This window comes from Pseudomonas sp. JY-Q, assembly GCF_001655295.1.
GTDB lineage: Bacteria > Pseudomonadota > Gammaproteobacteria > Pseudomonadales > Pseudomonadaceae > Aquipseudomonas > Aquipseudomonas alloputida.
The window spans coordinates 3,378,743-3,395,151 of sequence record NZ_CP011525.1; the positions used below are offsets into that span (position 1 = coordinate 3,378,743).

16 protein-coding genes, 1 pseudogene and 1 riboswitch are annotated in these 16,409 nt (G+C 62.2%); of the genes and pseudogenes, 11 read left to right on the forward strand and 6 right to left on the reverse strand.

Translation table 11 applies throughout. The features are described 5' to 3' along the window. Positions 1-13: 13 nt before the first annotated feature. Positions 14-643 (reverse strand): LysE family translocator, encoded by a 630-nt coding sequence (locus tag AA098_RS15340; RefSeq protein WP_012052198.1) that lies wholly within the window; start codon positions 641-643, stop codon positions 14-16. A gap of 123 nt (positions 644-766) precedes the next feature. Between AA098_RS15340 and AA098_RS15345 the strand changes: the two genes are divergently transcribed. From AA098_RS15345 to AA098_RS15380, 8 genes are all read left to right on the forward strand, one after another. After that, positions 767-1,246: a GNAT family N-acetyltransferase gene (locus tag AA098_RS15345; RefSeq protein ID WP_003253811.1), complete on the forward strand. Its 480-nt coding sequence runs from the start codon at positions 767-769 to the stop codon at positions 1,244-1,246. A gap of 119 nt (positions 1,247-1,365) precedes the next feature. Next, a riboswitch (cobalamin riboswitch) is annotated at positions 1,366-1,589 on the forward strand. A 92-nt stretch (positions 1,590-1,681) separates the two neighbouring features. Continuing rightward, on the forward strand, positions 1,682-1,870 hold the full coding sequence (locus tag AA098_RS15350) for a CbtB domain-containing protein (RefSeq protein ID WP_003253813.1): 189 nt from the start codon (positions 1,682-1,684) through the stop codon (positions 1,868-1,870). 9 nt (positions 1,871-1,879) lie between these two features. Next, a complete protein-coding gene (locus AA098_RS15355; protein WP_014756910.1) occupies positions 1,880-2,566 on the forward strand; it encodes a CbtA family protein in 687 nt (228 codons plus the stop codon). After that, on the forward strand, positions 2,566-2,952 hold the full coding sequence (locus tag AA098_RS15360; protein WP_003253817.1) for a cobalamin biosynthesis protein: 387 nt from the start codon (positions 2,566-2,568) through the stop codon (positions 2,950-2,952). Before AA098_RS15355 ends, AA098_RS15360 begins: the two co-directional genes overlap by 1 nt. Before the next feature lie 34 nt (positions 2,953-2,986). After that, a complete protein-coding gene (cobM, locus tag AA098_RS15365; protein WP_004576572.1) occupies positions 2,987-3,739 on the forward strand; it encodes a precorrin-4 C(11)-methyltransferase in 753 nt (250 codons plus the stop codon). 66 nt (positions 3,740-3,805) lie between these two features. Beyond that, complete coding sequence (locus AA098_RS15370) at positions 3,806-4,048, forward strand: DUF1272 domain-containing protein (RefSeq protein ID WP_004576571.1); 243 nt, start codon at positions 3,806-3,808, stop codon at positions 4,046-4,048. 221 nt (positions 4,049-4,269) lie between these two features. Beyond that, complete coding sequence (locus tag AA098_RS15375) at positions 4,270-4,884, forward strand: response regulator transcription factor (protein WP_003253824.1); 615 nt, start codon at positions 4,270-4,272, stop codon at positions 4,882-4,884. 13 nt (positions 4,885-4,897) lie between these two features. Continuing rightward, positions 4,898-8,170, forward strand: a complete 3,273-nt coding sequence (locus AA098_RS15380) for a transporter substrate-binding domain-containing protein (protein WP_064614676.1) — start codon at positions 4,898-4,900, stop codon at positions 8,168-8,170. On the opposite strand, the gene AA098_RS30225 is transcribed toward AA098_RS15380, so the two are convergent. From AA098_RS30225 to AA098_RS15390, 3 genes and pseudogenes are all read right to left on the reverse strand, one after another. Next, positions 8,145-8,639 (reverse strand): methyl-accepting chemotaxis protein, encoded by a 495-nt coding sequence (locus AA098_RS30225; protein ID WP_371044604.1) that lies wholly within the window; start codon positions 8,637-8,639, stop codon positions 8,145-8,147. The genes AA098_RS15380 and AA098_RS30225 overlap by 26 nt on opposite strands. 42 nt (positions 8,640-8,681) lie before the next feature. Then, positions 8,682-9,464 (reverse strand): annotated as a pseudogene (locus tag AA098_RS30230) (PAS domain-containing protein); the annotation flags it as partial. A gap of 212 nt (positions 9,465-9,676) precedes the next feature. After that, positions 9,677-10,696 (reverse strand): LacI family DNA-binding transcriptional regulator, encoded by a 1,020-nt coding sequence (locus AA098_RS15390; RefSeq protein WP_003253830.1) that lies wholly within the window; start codon positions 10,694-10,696, stop codon positions 9,677-9,679. Between the two features lie 206 nt (positions 10,697-10,902). Between AA098_RS15390 and AA098_RS15395 the strand changes: the two genes are divergently transcribed. From AA098_RS15395 to AA098_RS15405, 3 genes are all read left to right on the forward strand, one after another. Next, positions 10,903-11,442, forward strand: coding sequence for a gluconokinase (locus tag AA098_RS15395; protein WP_003253831.1), 540 nt, complete (start codon positions 10,903-10,905; stop codon positions 11,440-11,442). Between the two features lie 111 nt (positions 11,443-11,553). Beyond that, a complete protein-coding gene (locus tag AA098_RS15400) occupies positions 11,554-12,906 on the forward strand; it encodes a GntP family permease (RefSeq protein WP_003253832.1) in 1,353 nt (450 codons plus the stop codon). A gap of 86 nt (positions 12,907-12,992) precedes the next feature. Next, positions 12,993-13,295, forward strand: a complete 303-nt coding sequence (locus AA098_RS15405) for a hypothetical protein (RefSeq protein ID WP_060546692.1) — start codon at positions 12,993-12,995, stop codon at positions 13,293-13,295. A gap of 14 nt (positions 13,296-13,309) precedes the next feature. On the opposite strand, the gene AA098_RS15410 is transcribed toward AA098_RS15405, so the two are convergent. Together AA098_RS15410 and AA098_RS15415 are read right to left on the reverse strand one after the other, a co-directional pair. After that, on the reverse strand, positions 13,310-14,737 hold the full coding sequence (locus tag AA098_RS15410) for a sigma-54 dependent transcriptional regulator (protein WP_003253836.1): 1,428 nt from the start codon (positions 14,735-14,737) through the stop codon (positions 13,310-13,312). Further along, positions 14,706-16,199: a HAMP domain-containing sensor histidine kinase gene (locus tag AA098_RS15415; protein WP_004576568.1), complete on the reverse strand. Its 1,494-nt coding sequence runs from the start codon at positions 16,197-16,199 to the stop codon at positions 14,706-14,708. The genes AA098_RS15410 and AA098_RS15415 overlap by 32 nt, the downstream gene beginning before the upstream one ends. Positions 16,200-16,409 lie beyond the last annotated feature (210 nt).

Here is a 16,409-nt window from a genome sequence, read left to right on the forward strand (position 1 = left end):
TGTACTCTCGGGGTCAGGAAAACGCTGATTCTACAAACAGCAGCGGGTACAGTGAAATCACCAGCAACAGGGCCATCACGACATTGAACAGCATCAGCCAGCGCGAGTTTTGCAACAGGTTGCGCAGGGCGCTGCCGAACATCACCCATACCCCCACGCTGGGCAAGTTGACCAACGCGAACAAGGCCGCAATGACGATCACGTTGGTTACATAGCCTTGCGCTGGCGTGTAGGTGGTAATCGCCCCTACCGCCATCACCCAAGCCTTGGGGTTGACCCACTGGAACGCCGCCGCCCCCCAGAAGCCCAGCGGTTTGCGCGCACTGGACGCGGCCGTGCCGACCGGCCCGGAAGTGGCGATCTTCCAGGCCAGGTACAGCAGATAGGCGGCGCCAGCGTAGCGCAGCACCGTGTACAGGGGTGGCCAGGCCTTGAATACTTCACCCAGCCCCAGGCCGACGGCCAGCACCATCATCATGAAACCAAAACTGATACCCAAGGCATGAGGGACCGAGCGGCGCACGCCGAAGTTCACCCCCGAGGCCAGCAACATGGTGTTGTTGGGACCCGGGGTGATGGAAGACACGAAGGCAAACAGCACGAAGGCGGTCAGCAGGTCGGCAGAGGCAAGCATGGCGGGCATTCCACTTTCTTTATGGGTGCTGTCACACTAACGGAGCGCCACTCCCAGCAACCGGTACAGTTCGATTAAATTACGCAGATACACATCACTGTACCGACAATCCGGATCAAGGAAGCCGTCACCATGAGCCTTACCATTCGCCCTGCCGTTCGTACCGATGCCGAGCAGATCCTCACCTTCATCACCGAACTGGCCGAGTACGAACGCGCGCGCCACGAGGTAGTCGCCACCCTTGCCGATATCGAGCACAGCCTGTTCGACGAAGGCAGCACTGTGCACACCCTGATGTGCGAGCGTGATGGCCGTGCAATTGGCTTTGCCGTGTACTTCTACAGCTACTCGACCTGGCTCGGGCGCAATGGCATCTATCTGGAAGACCTGTACGTAACCCCCGAGCAACGCGGCGATGGCGCCGGCCGGCAGTTGTTGCAGCACATTGCCCGCGAAGCGCTGGCGAACAACTGCGGGCGCCTGGAATGGAGCGTGCTGGACTGGAACGAGCCAGCGATCGGCTTCTACCAGAAGCTGGGGGCCGAGGCGCAGGATGAGTGGGTGCGCTACCGCCTGGATGGCGACAAGCTGGCGGCATTCGCCCGCGGGTGATCGCCCGGTTTCTGCACTTCTGCCTGCTGGAAGAACACGGCAGGCCTGAGCCTGTCCTACCTGCTGCTCGGCAGCCTCGCGCGCTGTATGACATTGACGCCAAGCCCGCCCCATGCTCTCCTTATGCCTCACGTTCAGGTGCCCCTCAGGGGGTGAAACGGGAAACCGGTGCGTCCCAGGCCCTTCAGCAGGGCCGGACAATGCCGGTGCTGCCCCCGCAACGGTAAGCGAGTGAAGCGTCTGTACCACTGTGCCTTGTAGTGCGGCATGGGAAGGTGACGCGTTCCAGGAGCCCAGCTCTTCCTCGCAAGCCCGGAGACCGGCCTGGCGTTCATGAACACCCCGCGGTGGGCGGGCGCTGTTGCATTCCCTTGGGCGACCACGTCCGGGGCTGCCGCGCTCGCCCATTGCCCACAAAAAGCAGAGGATCGCGTCATGCCCGTCACCAGCGCCAAACAACACAGCCTTGCTACCCCCGTTACCCTCAGCCAGCGTGTAATCATCGCCGTCGGTGCCAGCTTGCTGGGTTTGTGCCTGGTGTACTTTGCCGGGTTCTCGCACATCGAGGCTGTGCACAACGCCGCCCACGACACCCGCCACAGCGCCGCCTTCCCCTGCCACTGAGTACGCCTGATGATCACGCGCATTGCCCGTACTGCGGGTTTCAGCGGGCTCCTTGCAGCCCTGTTGCTGACCTTGCTGCAAAGCTTCTGGGTGGCTCCGCTGATTCTGGAGGCGGAAACCTACGAGTCCTCGGCCCCGGCCGCACACCACGAACACGGTAGCGAAGTGGCCGCTCATGAACACAGCGCCGAAGCCTGGTCGCCGGAAGACGGCTGGCAGCGCGTGCTGTCCACCACAGGCGGCAACCTGGTGGTCGCAGTCGGCTTCGCCCTGATCCTCGCCGCCCTGTACAGCCTTCGCGAGCCCAAACGCGCTGCCACTGGCGCATTGTGGGGGTTGGCTGGCTTCGCCGTGTTCTGCCTGGCTCCCACCCTGGGCTTGCCACCAGAACTGCCGGGGACTGCGGCCGCCGACCTGGGGCAACGCCAAACCTGGTGGGTTGGTACAGCCAGTGCCACAGCGCTGGGCCTGGCCTTGCTGGTGTTCGCCCGCCACTGGCTGCTGAAGGCGCTGGGCGCCGTGCTGCTGGTCATTCCCCATGTAATCGGTGCACCGCAACCCGAGGTGCACGAAAGCCTGGCCCCTGAAGCATTGGAAACCCAGTTCAAAGTCGCCTCCTGGCTGACCAACGCCGCCTTCTGGCTGGCCTTGGGCCTGCTCAGCGCCTGGCTGTTCCGCCGTTCCAGCCAGGCTTGATGCCTGCCTTCTATGCCGGTTTTGGCTGCCGCCGGGGTTGCCCGGCAGATGCCTTGCAACGCTTGCTGCGCCAGGCCCTGGACAACCAGGGGCTGGCGCTGGCCGACCTGCGCGGCATCGCAAGCATCAGCCTGAAGGCCGACGAGCCCGGCTTGCAGCAATTGGCAGAGCGCCTCGGTTTGCCCTTGGTGCTGTACCATGGCGCGCAACTGCAACCCTATGAACCACTGCTCAGCCACCGTTCCGCCGCTGCCCACCAGCACAGTGGCTGTTGGGGCGTAGCCGAGAGCGCGGCACTGGCCTTGGCCAGCCAGCGGCAGGGTACGGCCAGGCTGCTGCTGACGCGCCAGGTACTGGGCCCGGCGACGCTCGCCCTGGCCTGCTGAGCGTTTCGTACCCTCTTTTTTGCCAGGACTTTGCATGACCATCTACTTTATCGGTGCCGGCCCCGGCGACCCGGAGCTGATCACGGTCAAGGGCCAACGGCTGATTCGTCAGTGCCCGGTGATCATTTATGCCGGTTCACTGGTACCCGCCGCCGTGCTCGAAGGCCACCAGGCCGAAACCGTGATCAACAGCGCCGAACTGCATCTGGAACAGATCATCGCTGCCATGCGCAGCGCACACGAAAAAGGTCAGGATGTGGCCCGGGTGCACAGCGGCGACCCCAGCCTGTACGGCGCCATCGGTGAACAGATTCGCCACCTGCAGGCGCTGGGCATCGATTACCAGATCATCCCCGGCGTTACCGCCACGGCAGCGAGCGCCGCCCTGCTCGGCTGCGAGCTGACCTTGCCTCAAGTGGCGCAGACCGTGATCCTCACCCGCTATGGCGACAGCTCGCCCATGCCGCCGGGTGAGCAGTTAGGCGACCTGGCGCGCCATGGCAGCACCCTGGCAATTCATCTGGGGGTCAAGCACCTGTCGCGCATTGTCGATGAGTTGATGCCGCATTACGGCGCGCACTGCCCGGTTGCGGTGGTGCATCGGGCCACCTGGCCAGACCAGGATTGGGTGCGCGGCAACCTCGGTGATATCGTCGAACGCGTAGCGACCAAGGATTTCCGGCGCACGGCGCTGATCCTGGTAGGCCACGTACTGGGGGATACACCGTTCGCCGAATCGGCCTTGTACCGTGCCGGGCATGCCCACCTGTACCGCCCTGGCGACTGAACATTGCCAGCCTTGCCTCGGGCGTAGCAGACTCCGGGTTCCCGCCTGCGAACAGGAGCCATGCCCATGCTGGAATTACGCCCCAACTGCGAGTGCTGTGATACCGACCTGCCGGGTGACAGCCCCGACGTTATGATCTGCTCCTTCGAATGCACGTTCTGCCGTGCCTGTGCCGAAACCCGCTTCCAAGGCCGCTGCCCAAATTGTACCGGGCAGTTGGTAGCCCGCCCGACGCGGGTCGGCCAGGCATTGGCCAACAACCCTGCCTCCACACTGCGTATACACAAACCGCACGCTGCCTGCGCCTGAACAACTGCAAAGAAGCGGCATCACCGTTTTCTCAGGGTGATGTCTTTCCTGTTTCTTGTAGGACTTTTCAACAAAAAGCACTGGGGTTTTCAACACTTCTATACTCGGCATTACCAAACTTCGGGAATGGTCGTATCGTGCAGCGCTTCCGATAACCCCACTTGCAGACGTATTCCTGAGTGTTCCAGGAAGCGGACCACATCCCTACAGGAGTTTTCCTCATGACAACCGTGCTGATCGTCGACGACCACCCCATTGTCCGGCTGTCCCTGCGCCTACTGCTCGAGCGCGAGCGCTTCCATGTCATCGGCGAGGTCGGCAATGGCAGTGAAGTGGCTCAGGTAGCCCGCGAACTGCGCCCGGACGTAGTCATTCTCGACATCGGCCTGCCTGGCCTTGACGGCATGGAAGTCATCAAGCGATTGCAGAGCCTGGAGCCGGTACCGAAGATCATGGTGCTGACCGGCCAGGCCACTGACCTGTATGTACGCCGCTGCCTGGATGCCGGGATAGGTGCCTTCGTCACCAAGGAAGAGGACCACGAGGCCCTGCTGTTCGCCCTCAAGGCCCTGACCAAAGGTTATTCGACCTTTCCGCAAATGTCGGTCAACAGCAACTCGCTGGAGAGCGAGCCAGTGCGCCTGGCCAGTCTCTCCAACCGAGAAATGGAAGTGCTGCGGCGCCTTGCGCGCGGCGAGAACAACAAGAACATCGGCACGTGCATGAACCTCAGCGCCAAGACCATCAGCACCTACCGGGGCCGCATCATGGAAAAGCTCAAGACTGAGTCTCTCGTGGAAATGGTCGACCTGGCCAAGCGCAACAGCGTCTATTGAGCGCTCGGCTACCATGAAACAGTTGCTGGCGAGCGTCCTTCTGGCTATCGGTCTGGCCAACTCCACGGTGCTGCAGGCCAGCAGCGAACCACGCCATCTGCTGGCGCGCTCAATCAGTGCCGCTGCCCCACTGACGTTATCCGGCGATGATCGCCACTGGCTGAAAAATCGCCAACGCCTGATACTGGGTAGCGCGCGCCCCGACTACCCCCCGTTCGAAATCAATGTCAGTCAGCATGACTATGAGGGGTTAAGCGCAGACTACGCCGGCATCATCGGCGAACAGCTTGACATACCCATTGAAGTACGCCGTTTTGACAGCCGTCACGAGGCCATCACTGCCCTGCGTGATGGCCATATCGACTTGCTAGGTAGCTCCAACGCCTTCGAAGCGGCAGACGCCCAGCTTAGCCTGAGCACCCCCTATGCCGACGACCTGCCAGTGATCGTCACCCGTGAGGGGCACAGCTTGAAAAGCACGCCCGACCTCGCCGGCCTGCGCCTGGCGATGGTCGATCACTACCTGCCGGCCGTCAGCGTTCGCACCCTGTACCCCAAGGCGCAACTGAGCCTGTACCGCTCGACCCTGGCCGGGCTCGCTGCTGTGGTGTTGGGCGAGGCGGACGCCTATCTGGGCGATGCGATCAGCACCGACTACATGATCGGCAAAAGTTTTCAGGGCACGTTGAAAATCGACCATTTCTCCCAACTGGCTCCAGAGGCTTTTGCCTTCGCCATAGCCAGCGACAACCCGCGCCTGCATCGGCTGGTGGACAAGGCGCTGTCACGCATTAGCGAAAGTGAACGCCTGAACATTCTGCGCCGCTGGAGCAGTGGTAACACCAGCCTGCTGCTGCAGCGCCACCTCACTGCCTTGAGCGAAGAAGAAGAAGCCTGGATCACCGCCCACCCCACTATCAGCGTACTGGTCAATACCTCGCTGGCACCTTTGACGTTCAACGATGCTCAGCACCGCCCTAGCGGTATCACCCTGGACCTGCTCAAGCAGATCTCGCTGCGCACTGGGCTGCAGTTCACACCCGTCGAGAGTGCTTCATCGCAGGCCATGATCGACCGCCTGGTGCACGGCGAGGCACAGATGATCGGGGCGCTGGGCTATGGTGCCGACCGCTTGAAGCAACTGCGCTACACCCGCCCCTACCTGGTCAGCCCGCGCGTGCTTGTCACCCGCAACGACGGTGAATCACCTGCACAGACCAAGGCCCTGGATGACAAGCGCATCGCCTTGGTGCGCGGCTCACCGCTGCAGGCCGTTTTGCAACAGCGATACCCGCAGGCCAAGATCGTCGAAGTTGACAACCCACTGGGCCAGATGGAGGCCGTGGCCAACGGTGTTGCCGACGTGGCCCTGAGCAGCCATATCAATGCGGCCTATTACATCAGCCATGTGTTCAAGGACCGTTTGCGCATTGCCAGCGTGCTCGACGACGCCCCGGCCATTGCCGCCTTTGCCGTAGCCGCCGACCAGCCACAGCTGCAGGCCATTCTCGACAAGGCGCTGCTAAGCATTCCACCTGAAGAACTGGACCAGTTGATCAACCGCTGGCGCACCAGCACACTGGTGAGCGACAGCCCATGGCGCGACTACCGCACCTTGGCTTTGCAGGTGCTGGTGCTGTCGGCCCTGCTGCTGGCCGGGGTGGTGTTCTGGAACAGCTACCTGCGCAAGCTGATCAACCAGCGCACCGAGGCACAGCACGCACTGCAGGCACAGCTCGCGCTGAGCCGTGGGCTGCTGGAACAGTTACGCCAGGCCAAAGACGATGCCGAACAGGCCAGCCAGACCAAAAGCACCTTCCTGGCCACCATGAGCCATGAGATCCGTACCCCGATGAATGCGGTGATCGGTCTGCTGGAACTGGCCCTGGAAGATAGCCGCAGCGGCCGCAGCGACGCCCAGACCTTGCAGACCGCCCATGATTCGGCCATTGGCCTGCTTGAGCTGATTGGCGATATTCTCGACATTTCCCGCATCGAATCCGGCCATATCAGCCTGCAACCGGTGCCTACCAATCTGGTCGAACTGGTGCGCGCCACGCTGCGGGTGTTCGAAGGCAATGCCCGGGCCAAAGGGTTGCATCTGCAGGGCGAGCTGCCTGCAGAGCCGGTATGGGTGCTGGCTGACCCACTGCGACTCAAGCAAATTCTGTCCAACCTGATCAGCAACGCCATCAAGTTCACCGACCGTGGTGAAGTGCAGGCATGCCTGCTGCTGCCCAAAGTTGCCGGCCACGGCGCTCTGGCTATCGAGCTGAATGTGCGTGACACCGGCATCGGCATCAGCCCCGCCGACCAGGCCAGGCTGTTCAGTGCCTTCGTTCAGGTCGATGGCCCAAGGGCACGTCAAGGGGCAGGCCTGGGGTTGGTCATCAGCCGTACCCTGGCCGAACTGATGGGCGGCGCCCTGAGCCTTCAGAGCGTCGAGGGCGTTGGTACCCGGGTACAAGTCAGCCTGCGGTTACCCGCCTGCGAAGCCCCGGCACAAGCGGACCCGCAACTCACGACACATGAAAGCAACAGCGGCCCGCTCAATATTCTGGTGGTCGACGACTACCCAGCCAACCTGCTATTGCTGGAACGGCAACTGCAAACCCTGGGGCACCACGTGACACTGGCGGAGAATGGCGAGATCGCCCTTGCACGCTGGCAGGAAGCGCGCTTCGACCTGGTGATCACCGATTGCAGCATGCCGGTCATGGACGGGCATGAACTCACCCGGCGCATTCGTAGCCTGGAGGGCGAACGCGGCCTGCCAGCAGGCCGTATTCTTGGCGTGACCGCCAACGCCCAGGCCGAGGAGCGTACTCGCTGCCTGGCCAGCGGCATGGACGAATGCCTGTTCAAGCCGATTGGTCTGCGCACGCTCAAGACCCATCTGCCCCAGGTGCGCCCTCAGCAGCCGTCGCCGGAGCCTTCCCATGGTGGGTTCGACCTGGCCGAATTGCGCCACCTGACCCAGGACGACGAACAGTTGACGCGGCATTTGCTGGAGCAATTGTCGATAAGCGTCGGTGAAGACCTGGCCGCCCTGCGTGCCTTGGCCACAGACGCCCCTGATGAAGCGGTACGCGCCTTGGCCCACCGCATCAAGGGTGGCGCCAAAATGATCAGGGTGCGCACCGTGGTCCAAGACTGTGAAGCCATCGAACACGCCCACGCACGAGGGCTACCAACCGTTGAGCAACGCGGGCAACTGCAAGTCAGCCTGCAGGCACTGCTTGACGAGATGCGCGAGGCGCTCAATGCAATTGCAGCGTCGAGCTGATCTGGCTGATGGCGTCCACGACGTGCCGTGAACCTTGCTGAATTTCCATGATCACTGTCCCCGCCTCATTGGCCAATGCCACGCCGTGACCGGTACGGTTGAGGCTCGATTGCATGCTGGCCACTGCCAATAGCGACAGGTCGTGGTTCTGCCGCACCACATCGACGATTTCCAGGGTGGCCTTGCTGGTTCGCGCGGCCAGGTTGCGCACCTCATCGGCCACCACGGCAAAGCCTCGCCCGTGCTCGCCGGCACGCGCGGCCTCGATGGCTGCATTAAGGGCCAACAGGTTGGTCTGGTCGGCGATGCCACGAATGGTCAGCACAATCTGCCCGATCACATCCGACTGCTTGTTTACCGCATCGATGCTGCGCGCTGCGTCGTTAAGCTCCTGGGAAATCTGCTCGATTACCTGCACGGTCTGCTGCACCACTTCGGTACCCTTGCGCGCGCAGGCATCGGTCTGCACCGAACTGGCATGGGCGGCATGGGCGGCGCTTTGCTGGGTGCAGACTTGATGGGTGATGTCGCTGGCAAACTTGACCACTTTGCACAGGCGGCCCTTGCTGTCGAAGATCGGGTTGTAGGAGGCCTCCAGGAAAACAGTCTGGCCTTGCTTGTTGACGCGTTCGAAGCGGTGCGAGTGGTATTCGCCACGGTTCAGCGAAGCCCAGAACTCCCGGTACTGGGCCGATTCGCGTTCATGCGCCAGGCAGAACAGCCCGTGATGGCGGCCAACCACTTCATCAAGGCGGTAACCCATGGTGTCGAGAAAGTTCTGGTTGGCCTTGATCACCCGGCCTTGCGGGGTGAACTCGATCACCGCCATGGAGCGGCTGATGGCCTTGAGCAGGCTTTCGCTCTCGTGCTCCAGCACCACCCGCTGGGTGATGTCCGATGCCACCTTGATTACGCTGGTGACTTGCCGGTGCTCGTCCAGCACGGGCATGTAACTGGCTTCCAGCCAGACCTCGCGACCCGCCTTGTCGATGCGCTCGAACGTACCGCTGATTGCCTTGCCCTGCCCCAACTCGCGCCACAGTTGCTGGTATTCGGCGCTTTTTGCATAGTCCGGCTCACAGAACAGCCGGTGATGCTTGCCTCGCAGCTCGTCAGCGCTGTAGCCCATGGCCTGGCAGAAGCGCTCGTTGGCGTCGAGGATAGTGCCGTCAGGGGCGAACTCGATCATTGCCATGGAACGGCCGATAGCGGCCAGTTTGGCTTGCGCATTGGCCAACGCCTGGCGGTTGCGCTGGATTTCTGCCAAATCAGACTTGCGGTGGAAATCGAACATGACGCGGGGCTCCCTATGCGCGGTTTTCTGAGCATAGATCGCCGTTGGCAAGTCGTGGCATCGACAGCGCCTGTAGGAGCGGGTTCACCCGCGAACACCGGCGCAGCCGGTGCCATGCCCCCGTCGCCCGCTTCGCAGGTAAACCCGCTGCACATTCGTTTCGGGCCAATCATTCCTGTGGCATTCGCGCGAGAAGGCCTTGGCGGGCACTCTCAGGTGCTCTCGCGCACCATCAGCTCAAAGCCCAGATCCTGCTGCGCATTCGTCACCCGCTTGCCATCCAGCAACGCCAGCAACGCCTGCGCTGCGCCCCGCCCCACCGCAGCCCGTGGTGTGCGAATCGAGGTCAGCCGTGGCACCATATGCGCCGAGGCCGGTAGATCGTTGAAACCGACCATCGCCACCTGGCGTGGCACCTCCACCCCTTGACGCAAGGCCTGCAGCACCGCGCCCTGAGCCAGGTCGTCGTTACAGAAGAAGATACCGTCGACATCCGGCGCCTGCTGCATCAGCTGGCTGAACAGCACACTGCCCAGGGCTATCGACGATGGCTCCGGGGCCAACACCTCCAGCTCGGCAGCCTGCAAACCAGCCTCTGCCAAAGCCTGACGGAAACCCTCGGCACGCTGCATCACCCTCGGGTCCAGTTGCGCCGCAATGAATGCAAGGCGCTTGCGCCCCCGCTCGATCAGGTGCCGTGCAGCAGCACGCCCGGCCTGATGCTGCGAGAAGCCGACTGACAAAGCCCCTGGCTCACCATTGAGTTCCATCATGTGCACACACGGCACGCCGCTGGCAGCCAGCATCTGCCGCGCAGCATCGCTACGCTCGAAGCCGGTCAGCAAAATGCCGCAGGGCTGATAGGCCAGGTAATTGCGGATCAGGTTCTCTTCTTCGGCAAGGTCGTAGTGATAGTTGCCGATCAGCACCTCTAGCCCACGAGGGCGCATGACCTCGTGAATGGCCTCCAGGGTGTCGATGAACAGTTGGTTGGACAACGACGGGATCAACACCACCACCGACTGACTGCGTGCCGAGGCCAGCGCCCGGGCGGCCGGGTTGGCCACATAGCCAAGGTTCGCCGCTGCGGCGATGACCTTTTCCACCAGGTCAGGCGCAACGGTGCTGACCCCACGCAAGGCGCGCGAAGCGGTAATCGGGGAAACCCCGGAAAGCCTGGCAACTTCAGCCAGGGTGGGACGACCTGTAGTTCGGGAGCCGGTGCGGGACATGAATGTTGTAATTTTACTACTTGCAAGGAGAGGGAACGGCCACTAAGGTAGCGCTGTCTCAGGATGCAGGCAATGTAATCTTTGGTAGCAGCCACCACGCGCTCGCCACCAGGCGTCCATACTGCGTAAGGACAAGACCAATAACACCGGGGAGGTGGCTGTTCGTCAACGGCGAGACAGCGCTATCTCACCCGCAGGAGGTACTGATGAATTCTCCCCTGTCCGCTATTGTGGTGATGGGCGTGGCCGGTTGCGGCAAAAGCTGCATCGGCGCTGCCATCGCTGCCAGAAGCGGCGGCCGCCTGATCGAAGGCGACGCTTTCCACCCTGCCGAAAACATCCGCAAGATGAGCGCTGGCATCCCGCTGGACGACAGCGACCGTGCCGGCTGGCTGGTCCGCCTTGGTGAAGAGTTGCAAGCCACCACCCAGGCCGGTGAACGCCCGATCCTGACCTGCTCGGCACTCAAGCGCCGCTACCGCGACACCCTGCGCGATGCCATGCCCGGGCTGGTGTTCGTGTTCCTCGAACTGTCGCCTGCCGAGGCCGAAAAACGCGTGCTGGCTCGCCCAGGGCACTTCATGCCGGCCAGCCTCATCGACAGCCAGTTCGCGGCCCTGGAATCGCCACGCGGCGAGCCACTGACGCTGGCACTGGACGCCACCCAACCGATCGAAGCACTGGCCGAAGCGGTGGACCACTGGCTAAAGCGCTGCGGTGAGCCGGGCCTGGCGCAAACCGCCTGACCTCGGCGGCTTTTCCGTCTCACCAAAGACAGCGCTACCCCAACCCGTAAACGCGGCAAAGACTCCAAAAAGCTACGCCCAAAACAACGATAAGACCGAGGCCTTCAAACCATGTTCGGACTGGCTACTGATACCTTCCTGCTGCTCGACGCGCTGGTTACCATCGTCGGGCTGATCCTGCTGATCACCCACTTCAAGGTTCACCCCTTCGTCGCCCTCACCCTCGCGGCCGGCTTCCTGGGCCTGACTTCCGGCATGCCGGTGGCCAAGGTCATGAAATCGTTCCAGGACGGTTTTGGCGGCGTACTCGGCTTCGTCGGTATCGTGCTCGCCCTGGGCACCATGCTCGGCAAGCTGATGGCCGACTCCGGTGGTGCCGACCAGATCGCGCAAACCCTCATCCGCGCCTTCGGCAAGAAGAACGTGCATTGGGCGATGATGTTCGCCGCCTTCCTGGTGGGCATCCCGCTGTTCTTCGAAATCGGCTTTGTGCTGCTGATTCCCCTGGTGTTCATCGTCGCCCGGCGCTCGGGCGTCTCGTTGGTGAAAATCGGCATTCCGCTGCTGGCCGGCCTGTCGGTGGTGCACGGTCTGGTGCCACCACACCCGGGCCCCTTGCTGGCGATCGGCATTTTCCACGCGGACATTGGCAAGACCATCTTCTACGGCCTGATCGTCGCACTGCCCACCGCGATCATCGCCGGCCCTCTGTTCGGTAACTTCATTTCCCGCTACATCCCGGGCAACCCGTCCCAGGAACTGATGGACCAGATCGCCAAGGAGTCCGATCAGGGCAACCTGCCAAGTTTCAGCATCACCCTGATCACCGTACTGCTGCCGGTCGCGTTGATGCTGCTGAAAACGTTCGCCGACGTGGTGCTGCCTGCCGAGCACATCGTGCGCCAGTGGATGGACCTGATCGGCCACCCGATCACCGCCCTGCTCGCCGCCCTGCTACTGGCCTTCTACACCTTCGGTTCGGCCCGCGGCTTCAACCGCCAGCAGATCATGAAGATGCTCGACCAGAGCCTGGCACCGACTGCCGCCATCGTGCTGATCGTCGGCGCTGGCGGTGGCTTCAAGCAAATGCTGGTGGACACCGGCGTAGGCAACGTGATCGGGCAGATGGCTGTGCAGGCAGAAATTTCGCCGATCATGCTGGCATGGCTGGTGGCGGCGGTGATCCGCATCGCGACCGGCTCCGCCACGGTCGCCACCATCACCGGCGCGGGTATCGTGGCGCCGGTGATCGACCTGGTGCCGGGGGTGAACCGTGAGCTGTTGGTACTGGCCACCGGTGCCGGCTCGCTGATCCTGTCGCATGTGAACGACGCCGGCTTCTGGCTGGTGAAGCAGTACTTCAACATGACCGTGGCAGAAACCTTCAAGACTTGGAGCATGATGGAGACGATCCTGTCCATCGTCGGCATCATTTTCATCATGTTGCTGTCGCTGGTGGTGTGACCGTTGATCGGGGTAATGGCACCTTGACGTTTCGGGTAAGGCCAAAGAGAAGTATGAGCCTTACCCGTACAGCAAAGGAGCCTGCCATGCCCCGCTCAATCATCCTGTCGATTGCCCTGCTCGCCTCGCAGCTGGCGTTTGCTGTCGGCACCGGTCCGACCTACCCCGACGACCCGCACAATACGGCGCCACAGCCAGGCGTGGACAGTACCCTCAACCCGATCGAGAAGCCTTTGCCGCGGGACACCGATCCGCGCGTACAGGGCAACGAACCGCAAAGCCCGCCGGCCAAGCAGAATGACAACCGCGATCTGCCGGGAATGGATGGCAGTGGGTCGGAAGGTACCGGCCGGCAAGGAGAAGGCAGCTCGGGCACAGGTAACCCCTGACGACACGGTCTGTACTACCACTGACGCTTGTCAGGCCGGGTCAGCCCCAACTTCTCGATCCGGTAACGCAGCATATCCCGCGACAACCCAAGCATCCGCGCCGACTTGGTCACGTTCCAGTCGGTGCGGTCCAGGGTCTTGCAGACAAGGTCACGCTCCATGTCAGGCAGGCTTGTACCCGGCTCTGGCTCGTGCCGCGGCATTTCGAACATGGCCGCCATCGGCTGTTGCGTCAACGGCTCGTCAACCAAGGTCATACACAGGTTCAACTGATGCGCCTGCACCACCTCGTTCGGCGCCAGCAACACGGTCTGCTCCAGCATGTTGCGCAATTCACGCACATTGCCAGGCCAGCTATAACCGAGCATCAGGCTTTCGGCCTCGGCAGAAAAGCGCAGGTTCGGCTTGCCATAACGCCGGCTATGGTGGGCAAGGAAATGCCGCGCCAGTAGCAGAATGTCCTGCCCACGCGAATATAGGCGCGGCACCTTCAGGGCGATAATGCGAAGCCGGAAGAACAGGTCACGCCTGAATTTGCCCTGCTGCACCATTTGCTCCAGGTTACAGTTGGTGGCGCTGATCACCCGCAGATCCACCTTGCGTTCCTTCACCGCACCAATCCGGCGGATGCTGCGGTCCTCCAGCAACTTGAGCAGCTTGGCCTGCAGCACCAGGTCCATTTCGCCGATCTCGTCAAGGAACAGGGTGCCGCCATCGGCAGCCTCCACCAGCCCCACCCGGCGCTCCTTGGCATCGGTGAACGCGCCCTTCTCGTGGCCAAACAGTTCAGCCTCAAGCAGGTTGGCAGGGATCGAAGCGCAATTGAACTCGATGAACGGCCCTTTACTGCGCGAACCATCAAAATGCAGGGCACGGGCCACCAGTTCCTTGCCCGTACCGGTCTCGCCTTCGATCAGCACCGGTGGCAGGTCGTCACTGGCCATGCGCCGCTCGGCATCGAGCACCTGGCGCAGGGTGTGCTTGAGGGTAAGCATCACCGGCGACTCGCCGATCAATGCCTGCAACCCGGACTTCTGCGCCTCACGCTCCTGGTAGAACGACAGCGTGCGCTCCATGCGCTCGGTAGCCAGGGCCTTGTCCAAGGTCAGTTTGAGCTCGGCCAGTACCACCGGCTTGGTCAGGTAATGAAAGGCGCCCTCCTTCATCGCCTGCACGGCATCTTCGACATTGCCGTAGCCGGTCATCATGATCACTTTAAGGTCTGGCGCCTGGGCCACCAGGGTACGTAGCAGGTCGTGCCCGCTCATGCCTGGCAACGAGTTGTCGGTCAGCACCGCGTCAGGTTGCGCCCGCTTGATCTGCTCCAGCGCCAGCTCCGCGCTGTGGCACACGATGACTTCGTAGCCCTTGAGGCTGAGGTAGGTGCGAATGTTGTCGGCAAGGATTTCATCATCCTCGACGACCAGGATGCTGTGCTCCATGTTCCCCTCCCGCTGCAATATTGAATGTAAGGCTGACGCGGGTTCCTTCCTCTTCGCGGCTGCTCAGGCTGACCGAGCCGCCAAAACGTTCCATGATGCGTTTGACCAGGGCCAGGCCTACACCGAGGCCTCCCTGCTTGGTCGTGAAGAACGGTTTGAACACCATCCGTTCCTGCTGTTGGCTCATGCCTTTGCCGGTGTCGGTCAGCACGAACTCGGCACGCAGGCCTTCTTGCACATTGACCTGGGCATTGAGCATCCCGCCAGCGGGCATGGCCTCCAGGGCGTTGGAAAACAGGCTGTTGAGAATCTGCGTGAGCTGCAGCGGCTGGCTGACCACCCACTGCACGTCAGGCCCTTCGAAATGGAAGCGCACGCCGTTGCGTTCGATCTGCTGGGCGAAGGCCAGGTGGGTGTCCTCGATGGCCGCCACCAGGTCCACGGCCTCGGGGTCGTCACTGGCCGGGCGTAGCGACACCAGCAGGTCGCGCACCCAGCGCGACATGCGGTCGACCTGGCTGATGATGTCAGTGATGTTCTTCTGCGCAGCAGGGTTGGCGGTTTCCTGGGCAAGTTCGGCGCTGGAGCGTATGTTGGCCAGCGGGTTACGCATGCTGTGAGCCACGGCCGACGACATTTCTCCCAGCGCCACGTAGGTTTCGCTTGCCACCAGCCGCTCCTGCTGCAGGTGCAGCATGTGCGCCGCACGGCGCACGATCCAGAACAGGCCGAAGTAGATCAACGCCCCACCCACCAGTGTCGAGGCCCAGATCAGCACATAGCCGCGCTGGATGCGCCGAATGAGGTCCTGCGGCTCCTTGTAGATTTCCACCATGGCCAGTACCTGCTCACCCTGGCTGTCGAACAGCGGGATGTAGTTCTCGATGAACAGGTAACGCGGTGCGCGCTGGAACTTCTGCTCTTCGCGATCCTCGGCGGCCTTGTGATAACTGGCCGACACCGCCTTGCGCGAGCGGAAGGCGCGCTCAAGATCGCCATCAACTTCTATCTGCTTGCCAATCAGCTCTACGTTGGTGGACCAGACAATAGTGCGGTCGCGGGCATAGACGTTGGCCAGCAAGGTGTCCGGCAGGTGCTCGACATGATCGAGGAACTCGACGCGGGTCGATTCGGCCAAGGCCGGGGTGAACTGCAAGTGCTGCAGGTCCAGCCGCGGGTCCAGCAATTCGCCCATGGTGGTGCCAGGCGGCAATTGCGAATGACGCACTTCAGCCTGGGCCATTGCCTGAATGAACTGCGCGGTGAGCATGGCATCGCGCTGCACGCTGTCGCGCACCACGAAGCGCGTCGAAACGTAACCCAGCCCACCTGCCACCGCGGTAATGATCAACAGGCTGATCACCGAAAACCAGCGCAGCAGGTTGAATTCACGCAAGGGTACGGCCCGTCCGCTGGCGGTCGCATTGGCCTTGTCGGGCGCTTCGTTTTCCAGCATCTGCATCGCGTGGTTCCCGCGCAGGGCGTACGTTCAGAACTGCATCAAGGCCAATGGCAGCAGCCACTGGGTAGCAATCCACCTGGGCAGTCGCAGCTGCCATTTGTCGCGTGTCGCGCTTCACAAACTTCGCTGCAAAAACTCGGCCAGCAGGACCATGCCAAATTAAAAACGTTATTTTTCAGTAGCTTGCAAGAACTTATTAAGAATGATTAG